Consider the following 11,844-nt stretch of genomic DNA (forward strand, 5'->3'; position numbering starts at 1 on the left):
CCCAATCGGTGAAACCATGGTATCAGAGCGCGCAAAATAGGTTCGCAGAGGCTTTTTAGAAAGGTAACCTCCAGCCCATGATTAAGATTGCCAAGTTTGGCGGCTCGTCGGTCGCCGACGCCGAACACTTCAAAAAGATCAAGGCCATCGTCGACGCCGACCCTGCCCGCCGTTTTGTGGTGGTTTCCGCCTGCGGCCGCCGCTTTAAGGGCGACACCAAGGTGACCGACCTGCTCTATCTGGTCAATGCGCACGTTAAGTACCACGTGTCGTGTGAGGAGCTGCTCGAGGACATCGGCCAGCGCTATTTTGATATCGCTGATGAGTTGGAGCTCACCTATCCCATCCGTGAGGAGTTCGCGGCCTTTGCCGAGCGCGCCCGCTCGGGCGGCTACTCCACCGAGGAGCTTGTGAGCCGTGGCGAGTACTTTACCGCTCGCCTGATGGCTGAGTACCTGGGCCTACCGTTCCTGGACGCCGCGACGGTTGTGGCGTTCCATCACGACGGTACGCTCAGCATGAATCGCACCTCCGAGCTGGTGCAGGAGTATGGCCAGCAGGGCGGCTTCGTTATGCCTGGCTTCTACGGCGCGACGCGCGAGGGCCAGATCAAGCTGCTCGATCGTGGCGGCGGCGATATCTCGGGCTCGATTTTGACTAAGTGCCTGGGCGCCGACCTATACGAGAACTGGACCGACGTCTCGGGTTTCTATTCTGCGGATCCGCGTATTGTTCCGGAGGCTCAGCCCATTGCGCGCGTTACCTACGAGGAGCTGCGCGAGCTTTCGTACATGGGCGCAAGCGTCCTGCACGAGGAAGCCGTGTTTCCCGTGCGCGAGGCAGGCATTCCGCTGGTCATCAAGAACACCAATGCGCCGCAGGACCCCGGCACCATCATTAGCGAGACGGCTGATGAAGGCGAGGCGGAGCCCATCATTACCGGCGTGACCGGCAAGCGCGGTTTTGTCGCCATCAACGTCGCCCGCGACCGCACCAAGCCCCGCGTCGGCTTTATGCGCCGTGCGCTTTCGGTGTTCGAGCGCTATGACGTTTCCGTCGAGCACATGCCCACCGGTGTCGACCGCTTTGGCGCCGTGGTGCAGGAGCAGGATGTGCACGATTCACTGTACTCACTCGTGGGCGACATCCAGCAGGAGGTCGAACCGCTCGAGATCGAGGTTGTCGAGGGCTTGGCGCTCATCGCTACCGTCGGCCGCAACCTGCGCGGTCGTGCAGGTATCTCGGGCCATCTGTTTGGCATGCTCGGCCAGGCCGGCGTGAGCGTGCGTATGATTTCGCAGAGCTGTGACGAGATCAACATCATTATCGGTGTCGAGGAGAAGGACTTCGACCTAGCGATTCGGACCATTTACCGTGCCTTCTCCGATGAGAACGGCATTGTGAAGGTCTCCGACCTGGAGGCTCCCGCGCCGGTCGATCCCGCTCTGGCCGCGCTCAAAAAGTAGCGACTGCTCGGTAGATTTTTGGGTCATGTCTCAAAAATCTACGGCGGGGCGTTTCGTTTCGGTTTCGTTTCGACGGGGCGGGTTTCATGCCCGCCCTGTTCTTGTATAAACTGGCAACAATAATCGGCCTGCTCGGCGTGCGGGCAAAAGCCACAACCTTTAAAGGGGGAAGCATGAAACAGTACACGGTTGCTATTTTGGGCGCGACGGGAGCCGTGGGCACCCAGATGCTCGAGTGCCTCAACGAGCAGGAGTTCCCGGTCGGCAAGCTCAAGCTGTTGGCAAGCGCACGCTCCGCGGGCAAGACCGTCGAGTTCCGCGGCGAGCAAATCGTGATCGAAGAGGCTTGCCCCGAGGCCTTTGAGGGCTGTGACATTGTGCTTGGCGCTGCCGGCGACGATATCGCCAAGGAATTGCTGCCCGAGGCCGTAAAGCGCGGCGCCGTCGTGGTCGACAACAGCCATGCCTTCCGCATGGATCCCGAGGTGCCGCTGGTCGTGCCCGAGATCAATGCCGACGACATCAAGTGGCATCACGGCCTTATCGCCAACCCCAACTGCGCGACCATCATCGGCCTGGTTCCCACGTGGCCGCTGCATCAGCTTGCCGGCGTGAAGCGCATGATCGTCTCGACGTATCAGGCGGCTTCTGGTGCCGGTGCTCCCGGTATGGCCGAGCTCGAAGCGCAGCTTGCTGCCCTGGGCCGTGGCGAGGAGATTCCCGAGCCGCGCGCATTTGCCGCCCAGCTGGCGAGCAACCTGATTCCGCAGATTGGCGGCGTCAAGGAGGAGGGCTTTACCTCTGAGGAGATGAAGCTACAAAACGAGGGCCGTAAGATCATGCACCTGCCCGAGCTGCGCGTGAACTGCACCTGCGTGCGCGTGCCTGTGCTGCGCTCGCACTCCGAGAGCATTACGCTCGAGTTCGAGCGTGACATTACGGTTGACGAGGCCCGTGTTGCGCTGGCTGCCGCTCCGGGCGTGAAGCTGGTTGACGACATGAGCGCCGAGGATGCGCACGACCGCTTCCCCATGCCGATGGATACGTCCGATCAGGACCTGATTTGGGTCGGTCGCGTGCGCCGCGACATCTCGAACCCGGAGGCCGCGCGTGGCATTACCTTCTGGTGCTGCGGTGACCAAATCCGTAAGGGCGCGGCAACCAACGCCGTCCAGATCGCTAAGCTGCTCTGCGAGTAGTGTGACCTGTCCGGCGGGGGCCGGGCTCAGTTTTCAGAACGTCCTCGACCATGTGTGGCGCCTTGTCCTGCTCCTTCGGAGCCGCGGACAAGGCGCCACACTGGTCTGCGGAGTGTTCTGAAAACTGAGCCCGGCCCCCGCCTGCGGTGACGCTGCTGCAAGCGGCCTGCGATGGGGTCGTTGTTGGTTGAGGCCGCTGGGCTGATGTGGGGGCGCGTGGCTGTTGCGGGCCCTGGTCCCGGCGGCGGCCTCGGCGCTGCGCGCCTGCTGCCTTGGGTGACTTTGGGGTCGATTGGGGTTGTCTGCACAATTCGCGGTATTATGTTGCGGAGTTTTGAAAGGAGCCGCTGGTGGTCACGACGACGTTTGCTTCGCCTTTGGGCGAAATCTTGCTTGCCGCTGATGGCCGCGGTCTGACGGGGCTTTGGTTTGAGGGACAGGAGCATTTTGGCTCCACGCTTCTCAAAGAAGATCCTGAACATGTTGAAGGCGCCGATGCAGTTTCTGGTGCTGGCGGCATGTCGTCGGTGAGTCCTGCAAATGGTGCGGCTTCTTCGGTGCTTGAGCGTTCGTGGGCTTGGCTGAATGCTTATTTTGCAGGGCAGGAACCTCGGTTTACGCCGCCGTTGCATTTGATTGGCACGGCGTTTCAGCGTGAAGTTTGGTACGAGCTGCTTTCTATTCCGCGTGGCGAGGTCGCTACGTATGGCGAGATCGCCCAGCGTGTTGCGGCTCGACATCGTGTGCCGGGAAATGAGACACCCGTTGTGTCTCCCCGTGCCGTGGGGGCCGCGGTCGCTCGCAACCCTGTTTCGATTATTGTGCCATGCCATCGCGTGGTGGCGGCCGACGGCTCGCTTAACGGATATGCCGGCGGGCTTGATCGCAAGGAGTGGCTGCTTCGGCTTGAGGGCGCGTACGAGGAGTAACACTCGAGCGCTTTGCATAGCCAAGATGCCGTGAAAGAACGGGACATGCTTTCCGAATGGAGGCTCAGACGGAAACTACGTCCCGGAATTCCGTTTTAAAGCGGGATGCGCTTTCCGAATGGCGTTCCAAGCGGAAACCGTGTCCCGGAATACAGCCTCAGAGTGGGACACCGTTTCCGGCTGAGACCACCTGCCTGGACATCGATCTACGCCCGCTCCTGCAGGGCGTAGATGGACTTATCCATGTTGAACAGGTAAGCCACAACGCAGACAATAATGAACATCGGCAAGTTACCAAAGCCGAAGACTTCGCAGCCAATAAGGATGGGTGCGAGCAGCGTATTGGTGGCGCTGCCAAAGACGGCTGCGTAGCCCAGTGCGGCGCAGAGCTCGACGGGCATGCCGAGTTGAGCCTCGTTATGGCGACATCTGGGTAACAGAAAGGCCCGCGTTCCTCAGAGGCAAGATAGGCAATTCTGCTTCTGAGGTAGATCTCAATTCTGCCGACCGCACTGCCGACCGCATCAAACATTAACTGCCGGAGGGCTCGGTCAAATTCATACGTGTAGATGATGGTTTCGAATGTTGTGCCTTCGCGAAAGATGGTAATCCCGGACTTGCATTTGGTTTTGTAGGGAAACCAGTAGGCCGACAGTCTGTAGTGGTTGGCTTCGACCAAAGCTCGCTCGAGTTCGCTTTGATCAGAGCACTTAAGACCCTTGTTTTCTGTCAATAGTGCTATTTGTTCGTTGATGGATATCCGCGACTTCTGGTATTTCATTAAGCCTCTTGATAGAAAAAGAGCTGGAGTTGCGCATCGTTGAGAGGCTTTCCAGCTTTAGCAAAACAAACTTATAAGATGCGACGGGCCGCGTCAAGATAATTACCGGACGGCCTAGGAGGCGGCTGGTTGGCTGGCTTAAAACCCAGCGCGTGAAATGACGCTCCACGCTATTCAGCGCGCTTGATAGGATGACGAACCACAGTCTTAAGTTTCTCCGGCGCACACTTGCGTGGATCGGAAAGATAGATTTCGTGATGTAAACGGGTGTCTGAGAAGTCGGGGACATAGCCCTGCTCGGTCGCATATTCATGCATGGCGTCTACGGTTGCCGGCTCGCTGTCGTAGGGTCCGGTATGCATGCATTGAACGCAGAGACCCTCGTCAACTTTAAGCAGCTCGACGGCAGAAAAGTCCAGTTTCTTTTTGGCCGTGGCTTCCGCGACCGCCCAGTCAAAGTCATCCTGAGTGACGAAATCGGGCAGGCGGATGCACGAGATAAAGTTGAAATCGTCCTTGCGTACATAATCGATGTCGCCGCTCGGGGAGTCTTGCCACCAGAAGCCCTCGAGCGGCGGTACCACAAAGTCGAAATAGCCCTCGATACTCCTTGAGCCTTTCTTTGACATCTTGACGGTATAGGCGATGCCGTAAAGCAGCGGCAGGGCATTTTGATACTCGCCACCTTCGGTATTTGGGTCGCCCTTTCCGCGAACGGCAACGTAGCTCATAGGCGGGACAGTTACGATACTCGGCTTGCTCGCAGGTCTGTAGAGCTCCTTGCATTCCTTCTTAAAGTCGAACGCCATGTTGGCCGCCTTTCTGCGTATTGGCCTACTTAGATAGCTGAATCATATCATAGAAACGAACAGCTGTTCGAATGATTTGGCTGACAGATTGAGATGCGTGCGTTGTGTTTGGCGGTCGGCCTGACCCCATCGATGATTTCTCTGCCTCCCCGGCGCCTCATCTATAGCTGCCGTTTCCCCATATAGAACCTGCCAAAATAAACCCGTCCCTTTTTAGTCGGTGCGAAATGGGTAATACTAAAGAGTTATCCGACCAGATGGGAACCGATCGATGGCTTATATCGAATTCAAAGACGTCATCAAGGCATACGGCGAGGGCGACGCCCGCATTCACGCACTCGACGGCGCGAGCTTTACGGTCGAGCGCGGCGAGCTCGCCATCATTTTGGGTGCTTCGGGTGCCGGCAAGACCACGGCGCTCAACATTCTGGGCGGCATGGATACGGCGACTTCCGGCACCGTGACGGTGGACGGGCGCGATGTGAGCTCCGCTAACGAGGCGCAGCTCGTGGAATACCGCCGCGCCGACGTCGGCTTTGTCTTCCAGTTCTACAATCTGGTCCCCAACCTGACGGCGCTCGAAAATGTTGAGCTTGCGGCGCAAATCTGCCCTGATTCGCTCGATGCCGAGCAAACGCTTTGCCAGGTTGGCTTGGGTGAGCGCCTCGCCAACTTCCCCGCGCAGCTTTCGGGCGGCGAGCAGCAGCGCGTGTCCATTGCCCGCGCACTGGCAAAGAACCCCAAGCTGCTTTTGTGCGACGAGCCCACGGGCGCACTTGACTATAAAACCGGCAAGCAGATCTTGCAGCTGCTGCAGGACACTTGCCGCAAGCAGGGCATTACGGTCATCATCATCACCCACAACTCCGCGCTGGCGCCCATGGCCGATCGCCTGATCCGCTTTAAGAACGGTCGCGTGGAGAGCGAGACGGTCCAGCAAAATCCCGTGCCTATCGAGACGATCGAGTGGTAGCGCCCATGGACCAAGACCGCCAAAACAGCCTACGCCGCGACGCGCAGAACACGGAGCGCGAGCAGGATTTTACGACCTACCGCACTGCCCAAAGCTCAAACGATATGGTGCCGACGGTTTTTCGCCGTGGCATCTACCGCACAATCCGAGGCAGTCTTAAGCGCTTTTTGTCAATCGTGGTCATCACCGCGCTTGGCGTGAGCGTGATGTGCGGCCTTAAGGCGGGTTGCGAGGACCTGTGTGATTCGGTTGATGCCTACTTCGACCAGCAAAATGTCTATGACATTAACGTGCAGTCGACCTATGGCCTGACTGACGATGATCTCGACGCCATACAAGAGGTCGATGGCGTCGAAACGGCCGAGGGCATCTACACCGAGACCGCCTACACCGCCGTGGGCACAACGCGCGAGCGCGTGGTCGTGCAGAGTCTCTCCAAGGAGAACATCGATCAGCCGGTGCTCGTGAACGGCGATTTGCCCGAGAGCGCCGATGAAGTCGCGGTGACTTCGAAGTTCCTGAAGGCATCGGGCAAGAAAATCGGCGATACGGTGAGTTTTGCCGCCAATGACGCGAGCTCGTCCAATCAAAGCGCCAAGGACCAGTTTGCCGCGGGCGATTACACCATTACGGCTGAGGTCCTCGACCCCACTGATGTAAGTTCTGACTCGACAGTCAACGCCTTTCGCGCTGCTTCGGCGGCGGACTATAAGTTCTATGTGAGCGAGGACGCCGCGACATCTTCTTCCTACTCCGCGGTCCACGTGATCGTCGAGGGAGCCAAGAGCCTCAACTCCTATTCGGATTCCTACGCGGCAAAGATCAATGAGGTCAAGGGCAATATCGAGAAGATCCGCGAGGAGCGTGAGAAGGCGCGCGCCCAGGAGCTGACGGTCGACACGCCGGCGAGCTTGGACGCGGCTGAGCGTCAGGCGAATATGCTCTTTGGGATTGAGCAGGACAACATCAATCGCATGGCAGAGGGCAGCGAGGAGCGCGTGCAAGCGCAGACCGACCTGGATCAGCGCCGCGCCGCCGCCGACCAGCAGTTTGCCGATGCCCGCGCCGAGCTTTCCGATCTGGGCGAATGCACCTGGTACATCCAGGACCGCGGCAATATCGCAAGCTACTCGAGCGTGGAGAGCGATAGCTCGTCAATTGAGGCTATCGCCACGGTGTTCCCGTTCATCTTCTTTATCGTCGCCGTGCTCATCAGCCTTACCACCGCCACGCGTATGGTCGAGGAGGAGCGCACGCTCATCGGCCTGTATAAGGCGCTCGGCTATTCGCGCGGGCGCATCCTGTCCAAATACGTGGACTATGCGCTGTGGGCTTGTCTGATCGGCGGCGTGCTCGGCAACATCATCGGATTTGTGGGCCTGCCGCTGTTCCTGTTTACGGTGTTCGACGACATGTACTCACTGCCCCAGATGCTACTTTCGTACGACATCGTGTCCTCGATCGTTTCGGTGGCGCTGTTTGCCGTGGGCGTGGTGGGCGCCACGATTATCGCCTGCCGCCACGAGATGGCCGAGACCCCTGCCTCGCTCATGCGCCCCAAGGCGCCGCGTGCCGGCTCACGCATTCTGCTCGAGCGTATCGGATTTATCTGGCGCCGCATGGGCTTTTTGAACAAGGTGGCAGCGCGTAACCTGTTCCGCTACAAAAAGCGCGCCTTTATGACCATCTTCGGCATCGCCGGCTGCACGGCGCTCGTGATCTGCGGCATGGGCATTCGTGATACGTCGGTCGCGCTTTCGCCCAAGCAGTACGGCCACATCACACGCTACGACCTGCTGGCGGTTGCCAATCCCGACGATTTTTCGCAGACGTGCGCGGCGCTCGACGAGCGAAGCGCGGTCAAGGATTCCGGTGTGACCGTAACTTCGACGCTGCCGATCATGACCGACAACGTCACCTTTACATTCGGCGGAAAGAGCGAGACCGTGCAGCTGATCGTGGTGCCCGATGACCGCACGAACGATCTGGACGACTATGTTCGCCTTGAGGATGAGTCCAAAGAGCCACTGTCTTTGCGTGACGGAGACGTGTATCTGAGTAAGAGTTCACAGCTGGTGCTGGGGATTCAACCGGGCGATACGGCGCACGTCCAGGATTCGTCACTCAACGTAGCCAAGGTCAAGGTCAGCGACATTTCGCTTAACTATCTGGGCAACACGCTTTACATGACGCAGAGCACCTATGAGCGCGCGTTTGGGCGCAGCGTTCGCCTCAATGGCATCTTTGCGCTGCTCAAGGGTTCGTCGGCCGACCAGATTGCGTTTAGCAAGAAGCTTAAGAGTGACGGCTGGCTTTCGATTTCGAGCACGGCCGAGCATTGGGAGAACTTTGAGGCGAACTTCACTATTATCAATTCCGTCGTGGTGCTCGTGACCTTTATGGCGGCGTGCCTGTCGTTTGTGGTGGTGTTTACGCTGTCCAACACGAATATCTCCGAGCGCGAGCGCGAGCTGGCGACCATCAAGGTGCTTGGTTTCCGCCGTGGCGAGGTGCACCATTACGTCAACAAGGAGACGTTGATCCTCACGGCAATTGGCGCCGCGCTGGGCGTGCCACTGGGCGGCTTGCTGGCCGAGAGTTTTACGTACATTTTGCAGATGCCGTCGCTGTACTTTGATGTTGAGGTCGAGCCGCTAAGCTACGTGCTCGCCGTGGTGCTTTCCTTTGGCTTTACGTTTATCGTCAACCTCGCCACCAATCGTACCCTCAACAAGATCGACATGGTCGGCGCCCTCAAAAGCGCCGAGTAACCTGCCCTGGGATTCAAGTTCTAGCGAGCTGCCGACGCGCCCGCAGCAGCATTTTTGCATAAACCGCCCCGCAAATGCATACTTTGACGGGGCGGTTGCTTTTTGCCCACAGGTACCCCAGGGGGCGCCGTGCAAATTCCGGAGTATTCAGCGTCCCGGGGTCCGCGGGCGCGGGGGCGGGGGTGCAAAACTGCGCTGAAAGCCCCGATTCTGAGTCCCAACGCCTCTAGAGCCGCTCGTTTTTTTACAGGATGCGGCCCATGGTGCCTGCCTTTCGCCCAAAATCCAGTATGCAGGCACCCTCGGCTGCTGAATACTCCCAAAAATGCACGCCGCATCCTACCCCAGGCACCCGCAGCAAGAAGACGAATAGTCTCGGCCTCCCCAGTCACCGCAGGAGGCCCTAGGGCTTACCTCCCAAATCTTTCCGCATGACGGAAGGATCCCGCCGCGCGAAGCGCACGGCGGGATCCTGACATGTCCGAGGACGATTTGGGAGGTAAGCCCTGGGGTCTCCGATGAGAGCAGTTTCGGCCGAGGCTATTCGTCGCCGAAGCTGATGCCCAACGCCTTGGCCTCGCGCACCAGATCGCTCTGGGGATCGACATACTTGAGCTTGCCGGCGACATCCTCGAGCGGCATGTGACACATCTTGCCGTCACGCAGGGCGATCATGTAGCCAAACTCGCCGCGTAGACAGCCCAGCGCCGCCTCGACGCCGCACTGGGTCGCAAAGATGCGGTCCTGGGCGTTGGGCTGGCCGCCGCGCTGCGTGTGGCCGGGGATGGCGACGCGGGTCTCGCGACCGGTCTTGGCCTCGATCTCCTTGGCGATGTCGTAGACGATCGACGGGCTCGTGCGCTCGGCGAGTTTCTTCTTGTACTCCTTCTTGGACAGCGCCGCGTCCTCCTTGGAGATAGCGCCCTCGGCGACGGCCACGATGGTAAAGCGGCTGCCGGTCTCCATGCGATGCTCGATGGTCTTGATGACGTTATCCATGTCGTAGGGGATCTCGGGAATCAAGATGACATCCGCGCCGCCCGCGACGCCGGCGTATAGCGGTATCCAGCCAACCTTGTGGCCCATGATCTCGATAACGAACACGCGGCCGTGGCTCGAAGCGGTGGTGTGAATGTCGTCGATGCACTTGGTGGCGACGTCGATGGCGCTCGTAAAGCCAAACGTCAGCTCGGTGCCCCAGGTGTCGTTATCGATGGTCTTAGGCAGGGCGATAACGTTGAGGCCCTCTTCGCGCAGACGGTTGGCGGTCTTGGTGGAGCCGTTGCCGCCCAGCATAAACAGGCAGTCGAGCTGCAGCTTATGATAGGTGTGGACCATTGCCGGCACCTTCTCGACGCCGTCGGCCTCGGGAATATCCAGGCGCTTGAACGGCGTACGGCTCGTGCCCAGGATGGTGCCGCCGCGGGTGAGGATACCGCTAAAATCGGCGGGCGTCATGACGCGGAACCTGCTGTAGATAAGGCCCTGGTAGCCGTCCTCAAAACCATAGATCTCGATAGGTTCTTTGCTATTGGTCATAAGCGTTTTGACGATGCCGCGCATGGTGGCGTTGAGCGCTTGGCAGTCGCCGCCACTGGTAAGAAGACCGATCCTAAGCATGATGAATCCTTCCGGGCAAGTTATAACATGCGCATAAGTTTACCCCCGCACACTGTTGATACGGGGGTAAAACGTGTTAGCTCAAGCGTATAGAAATGTAAACAACGTCAGGCGAGCGTAAGGTCGACGAGCCTGGGTCCTTACAGTGCGAAGGCGTCGACGTCGCCCCAGTGGCGGCGCAGCGTAATGGCGGCGGCGGGTTCGGTATTGTCAAAGACGACCGACCATTGCGTATTGCTGGTGATGTCTTTCGGATTGGGTTCTTGCGCTGCAGCGCGTAGGGCCTTCCAAGCGACTGCCTCGTCCTGGGCACCGACATGGGCGTCAAGGACATCGGCGATTGCGATGGCGCGCTCTTTACCATGGCCCAGCTCGCCATTCTTTTGGTTGGGCAGCACTTCGTCGCCATAGCAGGCGTAGAAGTTCGTAACCTGGCGTACAGGAGTCGCTTTGAAAGCACGGTCCGGATCGCGCGGATCCCACTCTACTACGCGCGCGTCACCGGCGGCGTCGTTGATAAAGAAGTGGTAATCGCGTCCTGCCATGGCGTGCATGTCGTAGGCGGAAAGCAGGTCGACAGCTTCTTGCGTGGTGGCGGCACGGTCGAGCACCAGACGGATGGCGAGCGAGGTATTGATGACGGGGCGTTGCGCGTCCTGGTCACAGGGCTTGGAATCCAGAGTGAGTACGGCAATGGACACGCCGCATTCGTTAACACCGTCGAGCTGGGCAAACGGGCCCATGAGTGCGGCGGCACGTCCGGCGACGGAGTCAAGCGGAGTGTTATCGCCCAGGTTGTTAAGGGCGGCAAACCCGATGGAGGCATAGCCGCCACGTGGGTGATTGCGCACCAGCAGCGCCGAGGTGTCGTCCTTAAAGTCGTAATTGCGACCGGTGCGCACGCGGCCTTCGGCATCTACGGCGACAAAAGCGCTGCAGGCAAACTGGGGCGCCTGGACATGTACCGGCACACCGGGCAGCACCTGCGCCACCACGGCATCGATGTAGCCCTGGTCGTCGCGCACGCCAGCGGCGATGATGCGATCAAGATCGTAGTCGTAGGCGATGTCGATTGCGTACAGGTCATAGCTATCCGCGTAGCCGGTCAAGCGTTTGAGCGACGCGGCGGACTTGATTTGCTTGCGGTAAACGATACCGGTGGCAGCGGCAAGGCCGACGGCGACTCCCGCGACACCGCAGGCGATGGCAATGTTACGCGGCTTCATGACGGCTCCTCTCGTCCTGTTAGCGTAATTGTCGCAAAAGGAGCGCGGGCATGATGGCTCAACTTGGTGA

Annotated in this window: 9 protein-coding genes and 1 pseudogene; 5 read left to right on the forward strand and 5 right to left on the reverse strand. The window is 59.3% G+C overall.

The features are described from left to right. The first annotated feature begins 77 nt into the window (after positions 1-77). From PGW49_RS05980 to PGW49_RS05990, 3 genes are all read left to right on the forward strand, one after another. Positions 78-1,466 carry an aspartate kinase gene (locus PGW49_RS05980; protein ID WP_270225915.1) on the forward strand — a complete coding sequence of 463 codons (1,389 nt, stop codon included), beginning with the start codon at positions 78-80 and terminating at the stop codon, positions 1,464-1,466. A 173-nt stretch (positions 1,467-1,639) separates the two neighbouring features. Further along, positions 1,640-2,665 carry an aspartate-semialdehyde dehydrogenase gene (locus PGW49_RS05985; protein WP_196022780.1) on the forward strand — a complete coding sequence of 342 codons (1,026 nt, stop codon included), beginning with the start codon at positions 1,640-1,642 and terminating at the stop codon, positions 2,663-2,665. Positions 2,666-3,015: 350 nt separating this feature from the next. Further along, positions 3,016-3,594 carry a methylated-DNA--[protein]-cysteine S-methyltransferase gene (locus PGW49_RS05990; RefSeq protein WP_239057599.1) on the forward strand — a complete coding sequence of 193 codons (579 nt, stop codon included), beginning with the start codon at positions 3,016-3,018 and terminating at the stop codon, positions 3,592-3,594. Positions 3,595-3,800: 206 nt separating this feature from the next. On the opposite strand, the gene PGW49_RS05995 is transcribed toward PGW49_RS05990, so the two are convergent. The 3 genes and pseudogenes from PGW49_RS05995 to PGW49_RS06000 all read right to left on the reverse strand — a co-directional run bounded on the left by PGW49_RS05995 (position 3,801) and on the right by PGW49_RS06000 (position 5,184). Continuing rightward, entirely contained in the window at positions 3,801-3,995 is a 195-nt protein-coding gene (locus PGW49_RS05995; RefSeq protein ID WP_117635684.1) for a chloride channel protein, read from the reverse strand. A gap of 32 nt (positions 3,996-4,027) precedes the next feature. Next, positions 4,028-4,375, reverse strand: a pseudogene (locus tag PGW49_RS10480) (Abi family protein); the annotation flags it as partial. A gap of 170 nt (positions 4,376-4,545) precedes the next feature. After that, entirely contained in the window at positions 4,546-5,184 is a 639-nt protein-coding gene (locus tag PGW49_RS06000; protein WP_195361856.1) for a GyrI-like domain-containing protein, read from the reverse strand. A 271-nt stretch (positions 5,185-5,455) separates the two neighbouring features. Here PGW49_RS06000 and PGW49_RS06005 point away from each other — a divergent pair, with 271 nt between their 5' ends. Both PGW49_RS06005 and PGW49_RS06010 read left to right on the forward strand, forming a co-directional pair. Next, on the forward strand, positions 5,456-6,157 hold the full coding sequence (locus PGW49_RS06005) for an ABC transporter ATP-binding protein (RefSeq protein ID WP_138339534.1): 702 nt from the start codon (positions 5,456-5,458) through the stop codon (positions 6,155-6,157). Between the two features lie 5 nt (positions 6,158-6,162). Beyond that, positions 6,163-8,928 carry an ABC transporter permease gene (locus PGW49_RS06010; protein ID WP_270225917.1) on the forward strand — a complete coding sequence of 922 codons (2,766 nt, stop codon included), beginning with the start codon at positions 6,163-6,165 and terminating at the stop codon, positions 8,926-8,928. Positions 8,929-9,468: 540 nt separating this feature from the next. Here PGW49_RS06010 and PGW49_RS06015 read toward each other — a convergent pair. Together PGW49_RS06015 and PGW49_RS06020 are read right to left on the reverse strand one after the other, a co-directional pair. Next, the gene (locus PGW49_RS06015; RefSeq protein ID WP_270225919.1) at positions 9,469-10,548 is read right to left on the reverse strand and encodes a 6-phosphofructokinase; all 1,080 of its coding nucleotides are present in this window, start codon (positions 10,546-10,548) and stop codon (positions 9,469-9,471) included. Between the two features lie 140 nt (positions 10,549-10,688). Further along, positions 10,689-11,774, reverse strand: a complete 1,086-nt coding sequence (locus PGW49_RS06020; protein ID WP_270225920.1) for a carcinine hydrolase/isopenicillin-N N-acyltransferase family protein — start codon at positions 11,772-11,774, stop codon at positions 10,689-10,691. Positions 11,775-11,844: the final 70 nt, after the last annotated feature.

The sequence above is a fragment of the Collinsella aerofaciens genome (genome assembly GCF_027679495.1).
GTDB classification, from domain to species: domain Bacteria; phylum Actinomycetota; class Coriobacteriia; order Coriobacteriales; family Coriobacteriaceae; genus Collinsella; species Collinsella aerofaciens_AK.

Bases quoted from the DNA above. Each gene is read 5' to 3' on its own strand.
- PGW49_RS06020 (WP_270225920.1), bottom strand. From the start codon at position 11,774: ATGAAGCCGCGTAACATTGCCATCGCCTGCGGTGTCGCGGGAGTCGCC.
- PGW49_RS05995 (WP_117635684.1), bottom strand. From the start codon at position 3,995: ATGCCCGTCGAGCTCTGCGCCGCACTGGGCTACGCAGCCGTCTTTGGC.
- PGW49_RS06005 (WP_138339534.1), top strand. From the start codon at position 5,456: ATGGCTTATATCGAATTCAAAGACGTCATCAAGGCATACGGCGAGGGC.
- PGW49_RS06000 (WP_195361856.1), bottom strand. From the start codon at position 5,184: ATGGCGTTCGACTTTAAGAAGGAATGCAAGGAGCTCTACAGACCTGCG.
- PGW49_RS05985 (WP_196022780.1), top strand. From the start codon at position 1,640: ATGAAACAGTACACGGTTGCTATTTTGGGCGCGACGGGAGCCGTGGGC.
- PGW49_RS06010 (WP_270225917.1), top strand. From the start codon at position 6,163: ATGGACCAAGACCGCCAAAACAGCCTACGCCGCGACGCGCAGAACACG.
- PGW49_RS05980 (WP_270225915.1), top strand. From the start codon at position 78: ATGATTAAGATTGCCAAGTTTGGCGGCTCGTCGGTCGCCGACGCCGAA.
- PGW49_RS06015 (WP_270225919.1), bottom strand. From the start codon at position 10,548: ATGCTTAGGATCGGTCTTCTTACCAGTGGCGGCGACTGCCAAGCGCTC.